Annotated in this window: 21 protein-coding genes and 1 pseudogene; 19 read left to right on the top strand and 3 right to left on the bottom strand. The window is 31.7% G+C overall.

Going from position 1 to position 21,727, the window contains the following annotated elements; all coding sequences use genetic code 11:
- The first annotated feature begins 63 nt into the window (after window positions 1–63).
- The 13 genes and pseudogenes from RCG18_RS18965 (at window position 64) to RCG18_RS19025 (ending at window position 12,994) form a co-directional block, all read left to right on the top strand.
- The gene (locus tag RCG18_RS18965; protein WP_308037591.1) at window positions 64–375 is read left to right on the top strand and encodes a hypothetical protein; all 312 of its coding nucleotides are present in this window, start codon (window positions 64–66) and stop codon (window positions 373–375) included.
- 61 nt (window positions 376–436) lie between these two features.
- Window positions 437–967 carry a hypothetical protein gene (locus RCG18_RS18970; RefSeq protein ID WP_308037592.1) on the top strand — a complete coding sequence of 177 codons (531 nt, stop codon included), beginning with the start codon at window positions 437–439 and terminating at the stop codon, window positions 965–967.
- A gap of 299 nt (window positions 968–1,266) precedes the next feature.
- Window positions 1,267–2,727 (top strand): DUF262 domain-containing protein, encoded by a 1,461-nt coding sequence (locus tag RCG18_RS18975; protein WP_308037593.1) that lies wholly within the window; start codon window positions 1,267–1,269, stop codon window positions 2,725–2,727.
- Entirely contained in the window at window positions 2,717–4,723 is a 2,007-nt protein-coding gene (locus tag RCG18_RS18980) for a DUF262 domain-containing protein (protein ID WP_308037594.1), read from the top strand. The genes RCG18_RS18975 and RCG18_RS18980 overlap by 11 nt, the downstream gene beginning before the upstream one ends.
- Window positions 4,724–5,188: 465 nt before the next feature.
- Window positions 5,189–6,333 (top strand): IS3 family transposase gene (locus RCG18_RS18985; protein WP_308037595.1). Its coding sequence is split into 2 segments (ribosomal slippage): window positions 5,189–5,447 and window positions 5,447–6,333, totalling 1,146 coding nucleotides; the frame shifts between segments, so codons are not numbered across the junction.
- Window positions 6,334–6,613: 280 nt separating this feature from the next.
- Window positions 6,614–6,805 (top strand): hypothetical protein, encoded by a 192-nt coding sequence (locus RCG18_RS18990; RefSeq protein WP_308037596.1) that lies wholly within the window; start codon window positions 6,614–6,616, stop codon window positions 6,803–6,805.
- The gene (locus RCG18_RS18995) at window positions 6,787–6,984 is read left to right on the top strand and encodes a hypothetical protein (protein ID WP_308037597.1); all 198 of its coding nucleotides are present in this window, start codon (window positions 6,787–6,789) and stop codon (window positions 6,982–6,984) included. Before RCG18_RS18990 ends, RCG18_RS18995 begins: the two co-directional genes overlap by 19 nt.
- 199 nt (window positions 6,985–7,183) lie before the next feature.
- Window positions 7,184–7,408 carry a helix-turn-helix transcriptional regulator gene (locus RCG18_RS19000; protein WP_308037598.1) on the top strand — a complete coding sequence of 75 codons (225 nt, stop codon included), beginning with the start codon at window positions 7,184–7,186 and terminating at the stop codon, window positions 7,406–7,408.
- A gap of 4 nt (window positions 7,409–7,412) precedes the next feature.
- On the top strand, window positions 7,413–8,276 hold the full coding sequence (locus RCG18_RS19005; RefSeq protein ID WP_308037599.1) for a hypothetical protein: 864 nt from the start codon (window positions 7,413–7,415) through the stop codon (window positions 8,274–8,276).
- Window positions 8,277–8,377: 101 nt separating this feature from the next.
- Complete coding sequence (locus RCG18_RS19010) at window positions 8,378–9,448, top strand: N-6 DNA methylase (protein WP_308037600.1); 1,071 nt, start codon at window positions 8,378–8,380, stop codon at window positions 9,446–9,448.
- 20 nt (window positions 9,449–9,468) lie between these two features.
- Window positions 9,469–10,488: a restriction endonuclease subunit S gene (locus tag RCG18_RS19015; protein ID WP_374119152.1), complete on the top strand. Its 1,020-nt coding sequence runs from the start codon at window positions 9,469–9,471 to the stop codon at window positions 10,486–10,488.
- A gap of 419 nt (window positions 10,489–10,907) precedes the next feature.
- Window positions 10,908–11,927: an AAA domain-containing protein gene (locus tag RCG18_RS19020; RefSeq protein WP_308037602.1), complete on the top strand. Its 1,020-nt coding sequence runs from the start codon at window positions 10,908–10,910 to the stop codon at window positions 11,925–11,927.
- Window positions 11,928–12,014: 87 nt separating this feature from the next.
- Window positions 12,015–12,994 (top strand): annotated as a pseudogene (locus RCG18_RS19025) (IS1595 family transposase).
- A gap of 71 nt (window positions 12,995–13,065) precedes the next feature.
- Here the strand turns inward: RCG18_RS19025 and RCG18_RS19035 are convergent.
- On the bottom strand, window positions 13,066–13,401 hold the full coding sequence (locus tag RCG18_RS19035; protein WP_308037605.1) for a hypothetical protein: 336 nt from the start codon (window positions 13,399–13,401) through the stop codon (window positions 13,066–13,068).
- A 188-nt stretch (window positions 13,402–13,589) separates the two neighbouring features.
- Here RCG18_RS19035 and RCG18_RS19040 point away from each other — a divergent pair, with 188 nt between their 5' ends.
- The 6 genes from RCG18_RS19040 (at window position 13,590) to RCG18_RS19065 (ending at window position 19,292) form a co-directional block, all read left to right on the top strand.
- Entirely contained in the window at window positions 13,590–15,422 is a 1,833-nt protein-coding gene (locus RCG18_RS19040; RefSeq protein WP_308037606.1) for an AAA domain-containing protein, read from the top strand.
- Window positions 15,423–15,735: 313 nt separating this feature from the next.
- On the top strand, window positions 15,736–16,929 hold the full coding sequence (locus RCG18_RS19045) for an ATP-binding protein (protein WP_308037607.1): 1,194 nt from the start codon (window positions 15,736–15,738) through the stop codon (window positions 16,927–16,929).
- A 69-nt stretch (window positions 16,930–16,998) separates the two neighbouring features.
- The gene (locus RCG18_RS19050) at window positions 16,999–18,105 is read left to right on the top strand and encodes a hypothetical protein (RefSeq protein WP_308037608.1); all 1,107 of its coding nucleotides are present in this window, start codon (window positions 16,999–17,001) and stop codon (window positions 18,103–18,105) included.
- 36 nt (window positions 18,106–18,141) lie between these two features.
- On the top strand, window positions 18,142–18,471 hold the full coding sequence (locus RCG18_RS19055) for a nucleotide pyrophosphohydrolase (protein WP_308037609.1): 330 nt from the start codon (window positions 18,142–18,144) through the stop codon (window positions 18,469–18,471).
- A 16-nt stretch (window positions 18,472–18,487) separates the two neighbouring features.
- Window positions 18,488–18,994 (top strand): ribonuclease domain-containing protein, encoded by a 507-nt coding sequence (locus RCG18_RS19060; protein ID WP_308037610.1) that lies wholly within the window; start codon window positions 18,488–18,490, stop codon window positions 18,992–18,994.
- Between the two features lie 22 nt (window positions 18,995–19,016).
- Window positions 19,017–19,292, top strand: coding sequence for a barstar family protein (locus RCG18_RS19065; protein ID WP_308037611.1), 276 nt, complete (start codon window positions 19,017–19,019; stop codon window positions 19,290–19,292).
- Between the two features lie 70 nt (window positions 19,293–19,362).
- Here the strand turns inward: RCG18_RS19065 and RCG18_RS19070 are convergent, their stop codons facing one another.
- Together RCG18_RS19070 and RCG18_RS19075 are read right to left on the bottom strand one after the other, a co-directional pair.
- Window positions 19,363–20,145 (bottom strand): ribonuclease H, encoded by a 783-nt coding sequence (locus tag RCG18_RS19070; RefSeq protein ID WP_308037612.1) that lies wholly within the window; start codon window positions 20,143–20,145, stop codon window positions 19,363–19,365.
- A gap of 379 nt (window positions 20,146–20,524) precedes the next feature.
- The gene (locus RCG18_RS19075) at window positions 20,525–21,703 is read right to left on the bottom strand and encodes a PucR family transcriptional regulator (protein WP_308037613.1); all 1,179 of its coding nucleotides are present in this window, start codon (window positions 21,701–21,703) and stop codon (window positions 20,525–20,527) included.
- Between the last annotated feature and the right edge of the window lie 24 nt (window positions 21,704–21,727).

Here is a 21,727-nt window from a genome sequence, read left to right on the forward strand (position 1 = left end):
ATTATCCAGACATGTTCGAAGCGCTTTCGGGAAACTATCTAAAATTAATGGAGGTATAAAATAATGAGTGGAGAAGCTTTGTGGAACAGAATTATAGAAGTGCTTACTGTTTCAGGGGAAGAAATACAAACTACCACTGGGCTATGGTACAAGGCATCATCAATTGACGGTCGATTGTATGTTGATAAGGCTATCGAACATGTGCCATCCAGTGAATTATCGATGCAAAGGTCTATCTCAAAGAAAGATTTCTTGCTCGTTTATTCCTATTATGATCGTTGGGTTAACGGAGAAGTAGGAGTAAGGCATGAGGCTAGTAGAAAGTCGAGAAATACAGCATATATTTTTGCTTTGATAGACAAATACGTTAAATGAAGGTGATGGGATGGCCTATAAAAGATATAAAAGTGAAATAGCTTTATCAAAACCAGAAAAAGTGAATTTGATGTCCGAATACATTGATTATTATGAGAGCTTGATAAATGAGCAAGGTCTCGATATTCTTAATGTCAAAATACCACGTGATGTATTTGCAAATATATTGGATGAAATAGGTAGTGTTTTAAACCAAAAGGCAATCGAAATGGCTAGTGAAGATGGCCCGGTAAAGGAGTTTCTTGAAGCCAATCCACTGCCACCACATATGAAGGAATTATTACCAGATGATTTTCGGGTGTTTTCACTTCTATTAAATGCGCTTAAACAATGGGTTTCCGCAGAATCACAATCAACAGATAGATACCTTCTTGGTGGCACCTCTCGGACAACTTGCAGAAAGGCTGTGAATAAATGCATTGTTACAGGTGAAGAACTTGGTGAAAATCCTGAGTTGCATCATCCGCTTAGAGATGGCAGACCTCCAATTCTGTTAAGTAAAAAGGACATAACTTGGTCGAACAGAACAACCAGATTAATAGTTCTGCAAATTCTGATGATGATAGCGACAATGATGTCTGGAATACTGTAAAACAAATAAGAACTAAGAAAAGCCAGTCGTGGGCACAGCTTAGAGAAGGTTGTAATGCTATATTAACTGGAAGTTACAATTGCCGATTGGGAGCTAAATCTTTTGTAAATGTTGTAATTAGGGATACAGGCTTATCAGCAAGTGATATTCTCGAAATGCTCGATAATAAGGGCTTATAAAGTATACAAGAACTTGTTCAAGCTGATTTTTGAGGCCTTGGAACAGGAGTAGCACTACAAAATGATGATGGACGAGGATACGAAATTATATAGTATTTAATTCTAAAAGGAGTCGATTATATGACCACTTGCTTAAAACTCGCAATAACCAAAATCGGTGACTTATTGTTGCACGATAAAATAACCCAGGATAAAGACGGTAACCCCATTACTGACATTAATTTGGTAATACCGAATTATCAGCGTCCCTATAAATGGACAGCAAAAAATGCAATTCAACTGCTGGACGACATTATTGATGCTAAAAACGAAAACAAAGAAACCTACCGAGTAGGGACACTCATCCTCCACCAAGAGGGAGAATCAACATATAACATCGTCGACGGGCAACAGCGAACTATTACCTTTTCGTTGCTACTTAAGGCTCTTGGTGCTGATTCAATAAGTTTTTTGGAGCAGCCCCTCGCAAATAATCCACATAATACTCGTAATATACCCAACAACTTCCGCACACTGGAAAGACGTGCAAATAATATAATCGACGACAGGGATAGAAGAGAACTGCTGGATTACATCGAAAACAACTGCGAACTCATCGTTGTCATTACAAAAAACATATCCGAAGCCTTCCAGTTCTTTGATTCACAAAATGCTCGTGGCAAAAAGCTTTACCCCCATGATCTGCTGAAGGCTTATCATCTTCGTGAGATGAACGATTTGGATGTAGCGGAAACCGAGAAGGTTGTAAAAGGTTGGGAGGATTTAGACCAAAAAGAACTCTCGGCACTGTTCAGTGATTATCTCTATCGTGTGAAAGAATGGACAAAAGGCAACAAGGCTTGGGAACTCACCGAGCATAATATACATAAATTCAAGGGCATCACCCGGCAGGACAACTTCCCTTACGCTCAATTCTACAAAGGGGCATTTGCCTATGCCGATACGGTCAACCATTCCGCAATGCCTTTTGTCTCAGGCATACGGAATCTTAAACCGTTTCAGTTGGACACGCCAATTGTGGCAGGCAAGCCGTTTTTTGATTATGCAAAACACTACTTTGAAATACTTAAAGACATTCAGAACAACGACAAATATGAGGGCTATTTTATCAATGATAACGACATTATAAAAACACTTGACCTGAGAACATACAAAAATGGTGTTGGCAACCGAATCACACGATTGCTGTTTGACACTGCTATTTTGCTCTATGTTGATAGGTTCTGCCCCGAACGACCTGAAAAAATGGACTTGGAAATGTTAGACCAATTTGTAGTGTTTGCTTTTGTCTGGGCTTATTCACTTAGGGCACAGTATTATAATATCGGTTGGCTGTCGGCGCAAAACTACATTATGGGCAACGATGTTAAGAATTCTTTCAACATATATAAAATCATAACCGAAGCAGATTCACCGGTTTCGCTTTTAAGCGCACTTTCCGACAGAATGAATCCGTTACCGATTGGCTACATAGTGGCGAAAAAAGATAATGTGGATGAGCAGGACGAAGAAGGCATTTATCAAAACTATCTCCACTATTTCAAAACAAACAAATTCTTGGAGGACGAAAATGAAAACTAAAACTCTGCCGCTCAAAGAACTGTCCATCGCCGAAATTTATAACGGCGACAAAGCAACTTATGAAGTTCCGATATACCAGAGAAACTATGCGTGGGAAAAAGATGAGATTTCCGCGCTGATTCAGGATGTCTATGATGCGTACACCGCCAAAAATCAGACGTATTTTATCGGGACGTTGGTGTCCTTCCATAAAGGAGACCAAGTCTATGAAGTGATTGACGGCCAACAGCGGCTAACCACAATTAATCTCGTGCTGGGTGCATTGGGAATTTCCCTTCAAAACAAACTGACTTATCGGGCACGCAAAAAATCGAACGACACCATTCAAAGCATCCCTTGTTTTGAGATTGACGAAAAAGACTATGGAATCGTAAAAGGCTTTAAATATGCCAAGGACGCCATTAATGAGATAGTTCAGAAAACATGCCAAGATGGGTTCAAAACCTATTTTCAGCACAGCGTTCACTTAATTCACTACCAAGTGCCGAAAGACATAGACTTAAACCACTACTTTGAAATTATGAACTCCAGAGGCGAGCAACTGGAAAAGCATGAAATTATTAAGGCGCGCCTTATCGAAAAACTGAATAACGCGAACAAGGCAAAGTTTAATCGCCTCTGGGAATTTTGCAGCGAGATGAATGTCTATATACAACAAAAATATCGTGAACCCGCAATTTTTGGGAAATATCTATGTGATTTTAAGGTTTCAAACTTTGATGATTTACCGAAGGTGGATGATAACACCAATACGTTGAAGATCAGCGACCTTATCAATTACAAAGGCGCAGATAAACAGCAGGACGAAGAGAACAAAATCGATACGTTCCAGCCAATTATGGACTTTACAAACTTCTTGCTTATTGTGTTGAAACTCACCCGTATTGAAGAGAGCAGCTTTGACCCTACGAGTTTTAATCTCGACGATAAAGAATTGATTCATGAATTTGATAAGGTGCAGGTTGATGAGGAGTTTGTAAAGACGTTCGGCTCCAACTTGTTGAGGGCAAAATTTCTTCTGGACAACTATATCGTTCATCATTCAAATGAAGATGACACTATTGAGAACAACCCATGGAAGCTGCAATATTGGCAAAAAGACGGCAAAAAAGAGTATCTGAAAAATCTTGACGGTGAAAGCGATGTGCAGCATAAATTGGTGCAGATACTTTCTATGTTTGAGGTATCATTTACGGCAAGGCAAAGGAAGAATTACCTCTTCTATTGCTTGCTGTACCTGTTCCGTTCTGACGACAGAGATATTAACAAGTATTGCGAATTCTTATCGGGGTTGGCGGATAAATACTTCAAAGATGTGTATTTGGTGGCTGAGAACCTTAACGAAATCAATACGCCGAAACCCGGTAGCTTTGATAACACTGTACTATGTGACAATGCACTCGATATTACGCCACACAATGACGATTTTGATTTTACTGCTATCTATGGAGATGGGACGGTAAAATCAAAGGGTATTCCGTTGTTTGTTTTCAACTATCTTGATTATAAGCTGTGGGAGAAATATGCTAATGAGCTTCGCGGCGAAAGAACAAAAGAAGGCGGTAAAGAACGAACTGAATTTTTTGCCACGCTTGGATGTGGTGATTTTGGGCTGAAAGTATTCGAACAGTTTTATTTTTCGAGAACGCGTAGGAGTTTAGAGCATTACTACCCGCAAGCCAACGCTAATGGAGAAAATGGTGCGCCGAATGAAGAGCAAATAAACTGCTTGGGTAACTACGCCATGATTGGTAGCGAGGCGAATAGTTCTGGTTCAAATTGGAGCCCGAAAACCAAGCTCGACCATTACTTAGATGCTTCCGGAAAAATTAAGCAGGTCAGTGTGGCATCAATCAAGTTTATGATCATGATGCAAAAATGCAAAGACAATCAAAACGCTCGCGGAGCGGGGCAGGAATGGAATTTTGATGACATAAAAGCGCATCAAGAAAAAATGTCAGAAGTATTTAGCCATAAGAGAGAATACAATTTATGAAACATGCATTAAAGCATGGTGGGAAGGTATAGTCAATGTGATAAGATTCACATTAAATAAAGTCTATTGATATGTTCCCGAGAACAGTAAAATGGTTGATATGTTTCCACATATCGTGAAAGAGCTAAAAAACGGTTGACCTGTTCCCGAGGACTCTGACATCAATAATGAAAACTCGGGCCACCCAGTACAAGGTAACATATCAGTATAGGTGAGTGCACCTTTTAGCGATAACCTATACAATTTAGCGTTAATCAAACTCAAGCGTTACCTTGAAAAAGTCGCTAAATTGTATCAAAATTATAGTTATTAGACAAATAAGAACTATAATTTTGATACATATAGAAAGTCCTTGATTTTGAACTGCCCCCTGTCAAGTAGACAGGGAAAAAACAACAGTTTTGGAAATGGTATAATAAAGTAGACACCAAGATAAGAGAAAAATGTGAAAAGGTGGTCTGCTTTATGAGAAGAAGTTATGATAAACAATTTAAAATTGCAGCGGTTAAGTTAGTACAAGAAGATGAGATGTCTGTTGCTGATGCAGCAAAAGCATTATCTATTCATTATAATTCCTTATATCGGTGGATAAGTGAATACGAAGAATACGGAGAGAGTGCATTCCCAGGTCATGGAACTGCGCTCTATTCGTGCCAGTATGAAATAAAAAAACTGAGGCAGGAAAATAATGAGTTAAAAAAGGAGTTAGAACTACTAAAAAAATACCAAGCCTTCTTGAAGCGAAAGAACAAGTAAGATTTCAGTACCTGAAAGAAAACCATGATAAGCATAACATCAAGAAGGCTTGCAAGGCATTAAATGTATCACGGGCTGGATATTATAAATATTTAAATCATAAACCTTCAAGCAGAGATATACAAAATGAAGTGTTAAGTAAAGAAATAAAACAAATTTTTGAGGAAAACAAAGGTAGATATGGTTCAATAAGAATTGCTAAAGTTTTAGAACAGAGAGGAATTCCTGTTAATAGAAAAAGAGTATCTCGTCTAATGAGAAATATGAAACTTTTCCCTAAAGGAAGTCGCTATCGCTATAAACATTATAATCAAAAAGTAAATGCTGTTGAAAGACCAAATTTATTAAACCAAATCTTTGAATCCGATGGCAGAAATAAAATCTGGGTTGGTGACATTACTTATATCCCAACGAAAAAAGGTACTTTATATCTTGCAGTGTTTATAGATATATATTCAAGGAAAGTTGTTGGATGGTCTATGGATAATCGAATGAAAGACACTCTTGTAATGGGTGCATTTATGCAGGCATATGGAAAAGAGCATCCTGAAAATCGCCTAATTGTACATACAGATCAGGGTTCCCAGTTTACAGGGGGACGGTTTCAAGCATTATTGAAGAAATATGGTGCTGTTCATAGTCAAAGTAGAAAAGGAAATCCTTATGACAACGCAGTAATGGAATCCTTCTATAGAACTATAAAGAGAGAGCTTATTCAGGATGCTCATTACGAATCACCTGAACAAGCCAAAAAAGAAATCTTTAAATATATTGAGATATATTATAATACTAAGAGAATGCATTCTTCATTGGGATATCTCTCTCCATCCCAATTCGAAGAATTGAATTCATAAAATTTACTTAACTTTGTGTCTACAAAACCTGGACAGTTCCAAAATTATTTCATTAAAAGTAATATTAAATAATAAAAAATGCACCGGGGGGTGCAAAAGTGGGTAAGGGGGTGTGCATTTTTGAGTTGGGGGGTGCACTTTTTAGCGGAAATACTTTAAAGTTAAGGCTTTATTTCTGATTGAAAAATAACTTGTTTGTAGGCTTGAAATGACTTGTTATTTGTGGAATTCAGAGCGAATATAACAGTACCGAAACTATAGATAGAAAGGAGAATTCGTCTTGAAGCCAAAACAAGTAACTATTATACTAGCTATAAATCCAAATCAACCGAGTCGATACTTTGGAACGCCGGGAAAAATTCATGTTGTAGGATATGCCCATGTTACTAAAGGAACCCGTGCTGGTGTACAGATTCGAAAAAATATCAGACGAATCATTGCGGATCAACCAGAATGGGAATTGACAGTTTAATTATTCATTCTGCAAATGACCTAGAAGAAGCTTTCTATATTTCAGAATTACTACTTCCGATTTGTAAGGAGTATGGTGTTGTAGTATATGTAGCCCATAATGACTTACTTATTAGGATGCTGAGAGAAAAAGGAATAGCAGTCTATTTTGAAAACATAAACACTGATATGGTACGATAGGCTAAACTAGGGCATCTTCAAGGGGTGTGTAAAACATTTGGTGTTTGTTTGAAAGAAATAAAAATATGTCATGTGAGAAATGTAGCAGCAAGAAAACGGCTACGTTTTTTTATTTGCCATGATATTCATATGTAAATTGAATTATTCACGTATTCGTGATAACATATTGTATAGAATGTAATAAAAGGAGGATTCAGCAATGGCTGTCAGCTACAATAAACTGTTCAAATTGCTTATAGATAAGGAAATGACAAATGCTGAACTTGCTGAAAAGGCGGATTTTAGTGCAAACATTATTACACGCTTAAAAAGAAATAGATATGTTTCACTTGAAAGTATAGAGAAAATCTGTAATGTACTTAATTGTGGAGTGGATGAAATATTAGAATTTATGACAGAAGACATAAACAACAGGAGGTTGTAAGTAAATGGTAAAATCAATAGAACCCAATATTGCAGATTTAGCGAACAGTTGGCTTAAATCTTACAAATTAGATTATAAATTAGAACAGGAATCTTTAAATACTGAAATAGACAAAGCACTTTCTGATTACTTTACTAAAAATGGTGGAGCAGGTGCAAATCGTCCAGATGCAAAATTACTATTACAAGACAAAAATTTAGATTTTTATCCTGTTCTTATTGAGTATAAGGGCTACGAAGATAAACTTGTAAAACTTGATGATAATGGACAAGTTGAAAATAGAACCAAAAAAAATGAGCCACATTTTAAAAATATAAATTCTTTTGCAGTAAACGGAGCAGTGCATTATGCAAATGCTTTGCTACATCATACTAGTTATACTGATATTATTGCCATTGGTATGACGGGACACAAAGATGAAACTGGAAAAATCAGACACGAAATAGGAGTTTACTATGTTTCAAAGAGTAATTTTGGTGTAGGGCAAAAAGTTGGAAAATTTACAGATTTTTCTTTTTTAGAACCTAAGTATTTTGATAAGTTTATTGAAAAAGTAAAAACTTTACATTTATCACAAGAGGAAATTGACAAACTAAAAGAACAACGTGAAAAAGAGATTGATGCTAGTTTAGTAAAGCTCAATAACGATATTTATCAAAATGAAAAAGGTTTAGGTGAAAATGACCGTGTTTATCTCGTTGCTGCTTCTATTATTGCAACAATTGGAATACCCGGAAATGTTAAACCACTCGAAAAATCTGACCTAAAATCTTCTACTGAAAAAGGAAGTACTGACGGCGAAATAATAGTAAGAAAAATAGAAGCTTTTTTGGATAAAAAAGAACTACCAAAACAAAAAAAGAACTGATTGTAAGAACTTTACAAAATACACTTTTAACTGATAATATCAACAAAGTTGAAAATGGTGAAAGCCAACTAAAAAGGGTTTTTACTAAAATTGTAGATGATTTGGGAATATATTATAAAATAGGTTTAACAACTGATTTCACAGGGAAACTTTTTAATGAAATGTATGGATGGCTCGGTTTTTCGCAAGACAAACTTAACGATGTAGTGCTTACCCCATCTTATGTTGCTACTCTTTTGGTGAAATTAGCACGAGTAAACAAAGATTCTTATGTGTGGGATTTTGCTACAGGATCTGCTGGATTGTTGGTTGCTGCTATGAATGAAATGCTCATTGATGCCAAAAACACAATTACTTCACCTGAAGAACTTACTCAAAAAGAGATTAGAATAAAAGCTGAACAATTGCTAGGTTTAGAGTTGCTTTCAAGCGTGTATATGTTGGCAATTCTAAATATGATTTTGATGGGTGATGGAAGCTCGAATATTTTAAATAAAGACTCTTTAAAAGATTTTGATGGAAATTACGGTTTTGGTAAAATAGACAGCAAATTCCCTGCTGATGCTTTTGTTCTAAACCCTCCGTATTCTGCTAATGGCAATGGTATGAACTTTGTAGAAAAAGCCCTTGGAATGATGAATAAAGGCTATGCTGCTATTATTATCCAAAACTCAGCAGGTTCAGGAAAAGCCAAAGAATACAACAAGAGAATTTTAGAAAAACACACACTTTTAGCAAGTATTAAAATGCCGGTGGATATCTTTATCGGTAAATCAAGCGTACAAACTAATATATATGTTTTTAAAGTAAACGAAAAACATCATAAAGATGAAATGGTGAAGTTTATTGATTTTTCTAATGATGGATATACTAGAACTAATCGTAAAAAATCAAGTAATAATCTAAAAGATACAGACCATGCAAAAGAACGATATGAAGAATTAGTAAACTTAGTACGTTTTGGGAAAAGTAAACTCAATATTTTTACTGATAAAGAATATTATGAAAACACCATAGACCCCCAAAATGGAACTGACTGGAATCAAACAGTACCTATAGACACTAGACCAACATTGCAAGATTTTAAAAAAACTGTAAGTGACTATTTGGCTTGGGAGGTTTCTAATATCTTGAAACAGCAAAACAAAGAGGATCAAAGCCTGGGAAAATAGATGCCCCACTTAACAAGAAACTGCAAAATGTTGAGTGGGGCGAGTATAGAATTGAAGACGTATTACAATGGCAATCACAAAAAGAAATTGACCCTCTAAAACTTGAAGAATTAAAAGATGATACAGAAAGCCTATATCCTTTTTACGGGCAAGCCACCATAAATAATGGAATAATTTCATATCATCAGTTAACAAATAAGGTTTTGAATAATAAAAATGGAAAGCCAACAATTTTAATACATTCAAACAATCAAAATATTGTATATCTAGAAACACCTTTTTATTTAAAAGATGGACACGGTGCAACAAGTGTATTGCAAAGTGAAAAATTAAATAAAATAAATCAAATGTTTATTATTGCTTCAATTGATAAAGTTATTAAAAGCAAATATTCTTATAATAAAAAAGCGACAAAAATTGAATTAAAAAATGCAGTTATAACCCTCCCTACAAAAAATAGTAAAATAGATTTTGAATTTATGGAGAGTTTTATAGTGGAGCTAGAAGCGGAGCGTATAGCGGAGCTGGAAGCGTATTTATCAGCTACTGGACTAAAAGATTATTCTTTAACAGCTGAAGAACAAAAGGTTTTAGATGATTTTGAAAATGTGAAATTTGAAAAGTTTAACGTTGTAGATTTGTTTAATGTAAAAAACTCTGGAAATATTTTATCTAGAGATATTGTTGAAAATAGTGGAGAAACTCCTTACTTGTGTGCAAGTAGTGAAAATAATGCAGTAAGTTCATATATTTCTTATGATGAAACATATCTTGATAAAGGAAATTGTATTTTTATTGGTGGAAAAACTTTTGTTGTTACATACCAAGAAAAAGATTTTTATTCAAACGACAGTCATAATTTGATTTTATCTTTAAAAAATGAAAAAGAAAAAAGTAAATTAAATCAATTATACTTAGTAACTTGTATTAATAAAAGTTTGGGACATAAATATTCTTGGGGTGATAGTATAAGTAATAAAAAAATACAAACAGACAAAGTTTTACTACCCGCAAAAACAAACAACCATATTATGCAATAATGGAAACCTTTATCTCTGCTATTCAAAAACTCGTTATAAAAGATGTTGTTTTGTATGCCAATAAAAAATTAGATGCTACAAAAAGTATTGTAAACAAAAAAGCATAGAAAAAGTAAAAGAAGTTATTAAAAGTAGCCGTCAGCTCCTTTCTGAAGGTTGAGATGTCCCAACTTTTAAACCTTAGCAAGGGGCACCCAAGGGTCCGCCAAGGACCCCAGAGGTGTAAAAAATGGAAATTATATTATTGGAAATAGTGCTAGATGTTTATTCATCTAGCACTTTAAGTTACTCAAAAATAAAAAAGGGAAACACCATAAAAATCTAGAATAAATATATTTTAGAATATAACTATATCAGTATGAAAATATTTCCAAAGGTTATAATCATAAATATAAAAAACAATTAGTTAGGTAAATCATATGTTAATTCCAGTAAAAATAAAAGATTCTATAGAAATTGAAGACATTGAAATAGAAAATATAAACTTTAAATCCTTAAACTTAAGAGAGGAGCATATAGAAGAATTTTTAAGAAGAAACATAGAAGTTATATTTGAAGATGAAACTCTTCTTGTAGTTGGAAAGCAAGTTGTAAACAAAGAAAATGGTAGAAGTGATTTAACTGCAGTAGACGAAAGTGGCAATATTGTATTAATTGAAATTAAAAGAGATGTTGCAGATATTATACAAAGAAAAGAAGCTTTTGAGTTTCAAGCTATAAGGTATGTTGCAAGTTATGCTAAAATTAAAACTCCTGATGATCTAGTTGATAAAATATTTGTCTCATATATTGAAAAATATAAGGATGAATTTGAGATTGGAGAATTAACTGCTTATGAAAAAGCATCAAGGATTTTAAATAATTTTCTTGAAAAGAAGAATGCTTTAGAAAATTCAACCTCTAAGAATTGCTTTACATATTTAAAGGAGCTTGCAAGTAATATTGATTTTGAAAATGATAATGATTTTATTAATAAACAGTTTGAAGCTATGACTACCATTAGTCCAACCAGTGTTTTAGCTAACTATTTGAATCCAAAAACAATAAGACATTTTAAAAATAATAGACAAATAATATTTCCTTTTGGATTTAATATAAGTCAAAAAGAAGCTGCAGAAAAAGCTTTGAATAATCAAATTAGTATTATTGAAGGGCCACCGGGAACTGGAAAAACTCAGACCATACTAAACATTATTGCAAATGCCATTATAGATAATAAAACAGTGGCAGTTGTTTCAAATAATAATTCTGCTACTTTGAATGTTTTTGAAAAACTTAAGAAATATAATGTTGACTTTATAGCAGCATATTTAGGTAATAAGGATAATAGAAAAGATTTCTTTCAATCTCAAAATAATCAATATCCTAATATGGGCAGTTATAGATTAGATAGCGAAGAATTAGAAAAAATACGCTCTTTTCGTAAATATTGTGGGTGATTATTCTATGTGATATAATAGACCTACTATATTTGTGAGGAGAGTGTTTTTGTGGATATAACTGCCTTATTTGATGAATTTCAAAAGATGTCACCCGTTGGTCAAAATATATTTTTTAATCTGATATATCCTCTTGTTAAAAATAGTTCTGATAAGGTTAGTGACTACATAGAAACCATCAGAGAAACTCGTTTCTCAAAAGGCACATTCTGTCCTCATTGTAAAAGTGAACATATTATAGGTCATGGAAAATACCGTAGCAGACAACGGTATAAATGTAAAGATTGTGGTAAAACCTTTAATGATATTTCTTGTAGTCCAATGGCAGGAACTCACCACCCTCAAAAATGGGCAAAATACATTCAATTTGTAGCCGAAGGAACAACTCTGACCAAAACAGCAAAGGCTCTTAATATTAGTCTTTCAACAGCATTTTACTGGCGACATAAAGTGCTTAATTCATTGCGTTCAATGGACATAGAACAATTATCAGGCATTATTGAGTCGGATGAAACCTTCTTTATTGAGTCCAATAAATGGAAAAACCAATGTAAAACTCGTAAAGCAAATAAAAGAGGTGGAAAGTCTAAATATAGAGGTATAAGCCATGAACAGGTTTGTATTTTAGTTGCTATGGATAGAAATGGTCACTTAATTAGCAGAAATGCAGGTATGGTGCGTATTAATGCTACTCAAATAGATGATGTTATGGGGAACTACATATCTCCTAAATCGTTATTAGTTAGTGATTCTGCTAAAAATTATATAGCATTTGCAAAATTGAAGGGATTAGAGCATATAACGCTCACAAGAAAAAATATGTCATTGAAAAACTATACCATATACAACACGTTAATGCTTATCATAAGAAACTGAAAGAATGGATTAACCTTCACTTTAATGGCGTATCCACTAAATTCATGGATAACTATTTATTTTGGCATAGGTTTCTTGAATTAAATAAATCTCTTGACAAAGTTGAGTTAAAGAAATCCTTACTTACAAATGTACTTGCTATGAATAAATCAACAATAATAAGAGATTTACGCCCTGTTAAAGCAATATAATTTGCAAACAAAAGACACCTCGGTGAAAGGTGTCTTTAAGCTGGTATCAATTTTCAAATTTACTAACTTCATTATTGATTAATTTTTTTCAATTCATCATGTAACTCTGTCATCATTTCTAAACAAGATTCCATATCTTCATACAAACCTTTCATATCATATGGTGCTCCGTTTGTTCCATGCCCTGTATTATCCAACCATAAATACGTTTCTTCTGAACAATCAAAATTATCACATCTTTCTTGGATTTTCTCAACTGCTTCTTCTAAATTATCTGCTGTTATTTCTATGTTGAAATCCTGATTTGCTGGTGAAAATTTGCTGAAAGTAAGGTAATTTCCGTCTATTTTTACCGACCAACCTAACTTTTCAGATACTTCAATCATTTTTTTTATATCTTTTTTCATTTAATATGCCTCCTTAAAATCTGCAATATATTCAATATTGCGACTTTCTAATTATATTTACATAAAATACCTTTTGTATTGCAATTTCTATATTATATACAGTTTGAGTTAAAAAAATCAAATCTTTTACCCACAATATTTACGAAAAGAGCCAAAAAATAAAAGCGGATTTGATGAATTCTCAAAAAATGTTGGAAGATATGCTAGAGAAAAAGAATAAATTAGCTGCTTTAAAAATAGAAAAATCAAATTTAATTACTGAAAGAGAGTATTTTAAAATCTACAGTAATGAAGATAAAATTCAATTATCACGTTCGCTACTAAGATTGAGTTCAGAAAAAATAATATCACTATTACTGCAATATAATATGATTTTAGAAAAGCATCAGTATGTAAAACTTATATATAAAATTAAACTTTTATTTACCCATAGGATTTGGAATTTTAGGTTTTATGACAATTCCCCAGAAATTATAGAAAAATATCTTAAAAAATTGTATTATAAATTAAAATTAGAAGAATTAAATAAAGAAATTCAAACCTTAGAAAGCGTATTAGATAAATATAGCTTTGATGATGAAATGAAAAAATATAGTGAAAATTCTATGGCTCTGCTAAAGCATACATTATATAAAAGATTTAATAAAAGTAAAAATAGAACGATTTTTGATGAAAATGCATTATGGAAGAATTTTGGTGATTTCATTAACGAATATCCTATAATACTTAGTACAACTCATTCTTTAAGAAAATGTGCAAGTAAGAATTATTTGTTTGACTATGTTATCATAGATGAAGCTTCCCAGGTTGATATTGTTACTGGGGCTTTGGCTTTTTCCTGTGCTAAAAATGTTGTTATTGTAGGAGATTTAAAACAGTTGCCTAATGTAGTTACTAAAGAAAATAAAAATATTAGTAATAGTATTTATGATAGATATAAGTTAAATGAAGCCTATAAATATTCAGAGAATAGTCTGTTATCTTCAATAAGCACGCTATATAGTGAGGTACCCAAGACATTACTTAGGGAGCACTATAGATGTCATCCTAAAATAATAGATTTTTGCAATAAGAAATTTTATGATGATCAACTGATTATTTTAACGGATGAAAGTTCCTGTGATAAACCTTTAGAAGCGTATAAAACAGTAAAAGGTAATCATGAAAGAAATCACTATAATCAAAGACAAATAGATGTAATATTAAAAGAAATAATTCCAAAATTAAAAGAAAATAAATCTGTAGGAATAGCGTCACCTTATAGAAATCAGATAAAGGAATTAAAAGATGTGATTAGTAATGAAAATATTGAAATTGATACAGTACATAAATATCAAGGAAGGGAAAAAGAAATTATGATCCTTTCAACGGTTTCAAATGAAGCAAATGATTTTATGAATAATGCTAATCTTTTAAATGTAGCTATATCAAGAGCGGAGAATAAATTAATTATCGTTGTTTCTGATAATGAGAAATTATTAAATAGCAGCAATATTGGAGATTTAATTAGATATATACAATATAACAACCTGGAAATCATAAATAGTAGTATATATTCTATATTTGACTTGCTATATAGTTCATATTCAGAGCAATTGTTGGAGTTTATTAAAAAGAATAAAAAGGTTTCTAAGTATAATTCTGAAAATTTAATGAATTCGTTAATAGAAAAAGTATTAACTTATGAAGAATTCAAGTCATTAGGTAAGGTTTTACACTACCAACTTAATATGCTTATTCGTGATACTTCGAAATTAGATGAAAAAGAATTAAAATATGTAACAAATCCATTAACTCATGCTGATTTTTTTATATTTAGAAATATAGACAAAATGCCTGTTTTAGTAGTAGAGGTAGATGGATACTCCTTTCATTTGAATAATCCAGAGCAATTAAAACGAGATAAGATGAAAGATAGAATTTTAGCGAAATACAATATACCAATATTAAGATTACCTACCAATGGAAGTGAGGAAGAAAAGAAGCTTAAAGAGAAACTAATTGAGGTGTTGAATATTTAATTATAGTAGTTTCATATCAGTCCCTTCAGTATAAATATAATCTGGAGGGACTTTTATTCTCATCTAGCTATATATAAAAGCTCTTTAACATTAAAAATAATCGATTAGAAGGTAGGAGAATATGAACTTTTTTCACATATTAGGAAAAAATATTTTAGAGATTCCAGATGAAATAATATGAGATATACTGGATTTGCAGATAAATAGGAGTGCTAAATCAGGTTCTAAGTAAAATAGTTAAGGATCAAAAGACCATATGAAATAGTGTTGTTTAGCTACCTAAGTAAAAATATTGTAATGATTTGTAATATTTATGAATAGTATTATATTGATATCAATAATATTAGAGATGATAAAAATAAGTAATAATTTAATTTCTATGGAGCCATATAAAGACATTTTCATTAACATACTGACAAGAGATATCGATTTTAAAGATGCAATTTTAGATTTAGTGGATAACTCAATTGATGCAGCTAAGAAAACTAGAAAAACAAATGATTTAACAAATTTTGAAATTAAAATAACAATTGATAAAAGCAAATTTGTAATAAATGATAACTGTGGAGGCATTAGTATAGATACTGCTACAGAGTCTGCATTTAGATTTGGCAATGATAAGACAAGCAGTCATGATGATCAATCGGTAGGAAGATTCGGCATTGGTATGAAAAGAGCTACTTTTAAAATAGGAAATATGATAACAGTTGAGTCAGCAACAGAAAAGGAATATTTTAAGGTAATAATTGATGTGTTTGATTGGCAAAAACAGAAAGATTGGGATATTAAGTTCAAGCAGGTAACAGAGAATAAAAACAAAACAGTTGGGACAACCATTAAAGTAACCAATCTTAAAGAGGATACAATAAGGAAATTTACCCAAGGTACTTTTATAGTAGCGCTTGAAGAATCAATAAGAGAAAAACATAGTGATGCTTTAGAGAATGGCATAAGAATTACGTTAAATAACTCAGTTATTGATCCGTTGCCAAAAGAAAAACAGGTAAAAGTTGCTGAACTAAAAATAAAGGAGAAGGGATTTACAGGTTCCATTTCTGTATATAAAGCTGAATGTAATAAAAAATTAGCTGGATGGTATATAAAATTTAACAATCGTGTAATTATAAAAGCTGATAAGTCACAGCTAACAGGTTGGGGGCTTTCGAAGATAAGAGATAAAATGAAGACTGAGGAATTTGAGGAAAGGTTCTCTTCTTTTAGAGGATATGTAGACTTAATAGATACTAAGGCTAGAATGTTACCTTTTAATACAACAAAGAACTCAGTTAACAAAGATTCCGAGGAGTATGAGAAAATACTAGATTATATGGTTGAGGCTATGAATAAATCTATACCACATTTTCGTGATTTAGGATTAAAATGTATTTCATATAAGAGACCTGTTGAGCAGGTGACAAAACTTATGAAGCTATTGGATTTAAAATATGCTAAGGATGTTGGTGAGTATACTTATGATCAATATATAAAAAACAATAACATTAAATAAGAACAAATGTTTGCATAATTACTGGTAAAGTAAACCATACTATATCTATAAGTATTGGAGGGATATAGTATGGTTTATTCATATGTTGAAAAGGATTATTCTATAGCTTTAATAAAAGAAGAAAATAATAATTATGGAAAGAAAAAGAGAAAAAATCATATTCAAATGGATAAGATTTTAAAGCGTTTATTTACATTAAAAAACACTACACCAATTATAGATTTTCTTAACGCTGCCTATAATGACGATATATCTTATGAAGCTAAACTATATTATGGGGATAAGGAAATTAATAATTTTGAAAAGAAAAGTAACCGATACATAAGCTATTATGCTGATATGTATATAAATGTTATAGATAAGAAAAACGTTTATGAATATGAAATAGAATTTCAAACAATTTATGAAAATAGTATGGTTATAAGAATGTTTAGATATGGTTTCGAGAGAGCAGTAAATATCTCAGACTATAATAGTATAAAGGAAGGTAGATTAAGAATAAAATTACCAGAACCATATCTTATAGTGTTAGAAGAAGATAAGAATGTACCTAACAGCATATACTTAGAAATAGAGATTCCAAAGCAAGACATAATTACATATAGCTGTAAAGTATTGAAGTATTTTAATTATGATATTGATAAACTATTAAAGGAAAATATGTATCTATTGCTGCCACTGCAAGTATTTAGATTAAGAAAGAAAATGTATCAAATAAGTATTAGTAATTTACCCTTTGAAAAAAAGAAAAGCAAAATGATCGATGTGTATAATGAATTGAAAATAGTTATAGAAGATACTTTAAAAGCTATAGATTTATCGTATAATAGTAATAAGATAACATTGGAAGATTATGATGAAATGACATCTGCAATAGAAAATATTAACTCATATTTTTTAAGTATGTACGGAAAATATACAGATTTTGATGAGGAGGTTAGGGAAATGGTAAGGAGCTTTTATGATCCTAAGGTTGAAGAAAGAGGAATAGAAAAAGGAATAGAAAAAGGAATAGAGAGAGGAAAGATACAAGGTAAGATTGAGGAAAAAATTGAAACAGCAACAGAGATGATTAAAGATGGAGAGCCTATGGAAAAAATTAAGAAATATACAAAGTTAGATGAAAATAAAATTTTAGAATTAATGAAACAAATAGGAACTGAAAAAGTTCAGTGACAAGAAAAAAGATATGTAGACTAAGGGGGAAATAAAATGGATGATACACAAATGACAATAGATGAGATAAGGAAGAAAATTGTTTCATTTTCAAAAGAGCGTGGCTGGGACAAAGGAGAAAATGCTAAAGATTTAGTTATGGCTTTATCAATTGAAGCCTCTGAACTTATGGAAATTTTTCAGTGGTTACATTCAGATAAAGCCGATAACGTAAAAGATAATGCTAATGAATTTCAACATTTAAAAGAAGAAATTGCAGATGTGTTTTGGTATTTGATAAGAATTTGTGAACATTTTCAAATTGATTTAACCAAGGCTGTTGAAGATAAAACTGTGAAAAATGCAATAAAATATCCCATTGATTAAGAAGGTGTGAAAAGGTATGAAAAATAATTTTATGCAAAAAATTTGTTTTGTTTTTCTTTCCTTGTTTATTACAATAAGTTTATTAGGATGTTCATCAACAAATAAAAATATTGTGAAAGAAAAACAAAATATAAAAACAGAAAATGTAAAAACAGATTCTACAAAAAATGAAGCTGTAAAAAATAAAAAAATAATTAACGATTTTCAAGGGGTAGCTGATTATATTCATAAAAATGGACGCCTTCCTGATAACTTTATAACCAAAGAACAGGCAGCAAAGCTTGGATGGACTCCCGGTAAAGACCTTGACCAAGTGGCACCTGGTAAAAGCATAGGTGGAGATATTTTTACGAATGCAGAAAAATCATTACCAGATGCTCCTAAAAGAGTTTGGCGTGAGTGTGATATCAATTATAATGGAGGGAAAAGAGGAGCTGACAGAATACTTTATTCTAATGATGGATTGATTTATTCAACTTCAGACCATTATAAGACATTCAAGCTCTTATATAATGGAAAATAATTTTTAAAATGAGGTGGATACTTTGAATAAAGTAATTTTGGAAGGAAGTAAATTTACAGATAAAGAGACTTTACATGAAAATTTGAAGAGAGAGCTAAAGCTTCCTGCTTATTATGGAGAAAACTTAGATGCGCTCTGGGATTGCTTAACTACAGATGTAAAACTACCGATTACAATTGAATGGGTAGATTTCCAAATTAGTAGAAAGCTTTTGGAGGACTATGCAGAAAGCACATTAGAGGTTTTTCGTGATGCTGAAAAGTATACAGAAGGAAGGTTGCAAATACATATAAAATAGGTATAAAGCCAATGCTTAACAACTAAGCATTGGCTTGAAATTTCTAACGTAAAATGCCTAAGAAGTTTTTTCAATTCTCAGCTGCATCTCTTGCATACATATCACAAAGAGAGTTTTCAAAATGATTGGAGTGTCCTTTTACCCATTGAAATTCAATATATTTCCCATTACAGACGGTATCAAAGAGAAGCCAGTTCTCAATATTTTTAACAGACTCGCCATTTATGGTTTTAAAATCATTTAATTTCCAGCAAGGAATCCATTCTGTTAGGCCTTTTCTTACATATTGGCTATCAGTTACTATTCTTATTTTTTCGATATTCTTTAGTAATTGAATAGCTTTTATAACTGCTATAAGTTCAGCTTGGCTGCTGCCTGTTTCCTGAACTTTTTCTGTGTATAGCTTATAATTTCCTTCTAAATCCTCTATTATAAAAGCAAAACCACCATACTTTTTATTTTCAAAATAGCAAGCATCTGAAAATATCTTATAAGTTTTTTCTTCGCCTTTATCTTCATCTATAACATAACTATCATTATTATTGTTTCGTTTGTCTAAAACTACTATCTTACTTCTATCATTAAAAGCTGCTACATCTTTATGATATCTTAAAATAAGTTTGACATTGAAACCCACATAATAAGTATCTATACGCTTATTGTGAAGCATTTTTCTAAGTTGATATTCGTTAGCCTTAAGACAATCAGTTAAGTTACTATTATGAATAAAATTCAGCTCTTTTTTATAAGGGTCAAATTCTATAAACGTATCCTCTATATCATTACTTATCTTGATTTTATAATTATTATTTAGAGCATCTATTATTTCCATTTTAAATAGTAGCATTTTCATGAGGGGCACTCCTTTGGATATCTAGTGTATATCTCTATACACCCATTTATTTTACTTACTTTATACATAGACTACATATAATCTATGTTGATGTAGTTATACACAGAAAAATTGCTGTGTATAACTTATTAATACTTCACAAAATAAGAATATTCCGTATTAATAATATTGATATATTAGAACACATATTTTGATTAACTACAAATAACTTAATTCTATTACTATCTAACTAATCGTCCTTCAATTATTGTAATCAATAAAACATAGTCCAAAATTAATTGGCATTTATGATGCTATTCACCGTAATGGGTATAACGAAGACTCTTAGATTATCATTTTTCTAATAGCTATATTGCTTGATTATTGTTTTTATGAATTTTCAATAGTTATTCCCGTATACATTATATAGTTTTATCGCTGCGGAAAGCTGTTCATAAAAGCTTCCCTCTAGATCTTTCATACCAAGTATTTCTTTGATTTTATTTATCCTATAACGTACAGTATTTTCATGAATAAAAAGCGAATCTGCAGTAGCCTTTTTAATTCCGTCATTTTCGATATACTTTACTGCAGTATGGAACATTTCTGTATGATATCTCTCATCATATTTTTTTATAGGCAAAATTATTTCGTCATAGAAATTCTGAAGCCAAGAATCTTGAGTATATGGAAGCAGAATCTTATAAATGCCTATATCCTTATAAAAATGCAAAGTTACCGGTGCTATGCTGCTAACCTCTGCCGCAAAAATGCTTTCGTTTATACCTTTATCCATTTCCTCTAAAGTATGATGATGGTCGCTTATACCAATAAAATAGTCGGTTCTATTTAATCCAATAAGGTTAATAAAATTATAAACAGTGTCTTTTAGATTGCTTTCTTCGAGTCGTTCATAGGTAGATATAATTAGAAGGCCGCCTTTATATTTAAGGAAAGATGTATCATTTTTTATATATCTATTAAACTTAAGTTTGTCCAGTATTGAAATGAGTCTATCGTCACCAAGATACTTTTTTTCCTTGCAATATATCACAAAAAAATATTCTTTAAAATAATTGTTTATTTCAAGTGAAAGTTCCCTTATTGTTGCCTTACTTATATTCTTTTTTATAATAAATCCTATCTTTGATTCCATCAACTCGTAGTTTTGGGCAAATCGTACTCTGTCCATTATCTCAGTAATAATATCTTCAAAGAATACGCTATTGTCGAAGATAAAAATAGGAAATGAATTATCATTTGCAAACTCAATTACTTCTTGAGGTAGGTTATCATAGTATATATTCTTAATTGCAAGACCACTAACTCCATCCTGTACTAAATACTTTAAAGCTATAAGAATTCTGTCCGGATTATTCTTTGCAAAAAGAAGGCTTGATATAACGAATTGGTCTTTTAAAAATTGTCCCTTATAGAACTGTTCCTCTTTTTCTGCATCGAATTCATAATCTAATATACCAGCTACAGTTATCCTGTTTTCTAGACCTTTTTGACCTGCAACGAGCTTGAATTTTATAAAGGTATTTAGCTTCATTGCTTCAAAAATAGTAATGGACATATTAATCCCTCCTTTAAAAAGTCT

Origin of the sequence: Clostridium sp. OS1-26, assembly GCF_030915445.1 — a bacterium.
Taxonomy (GTDB): domain Bacteria; phylum Bacillota; class Clostridia; order Clostridiales; family Clostridiaceae; genus Clostridium_AM.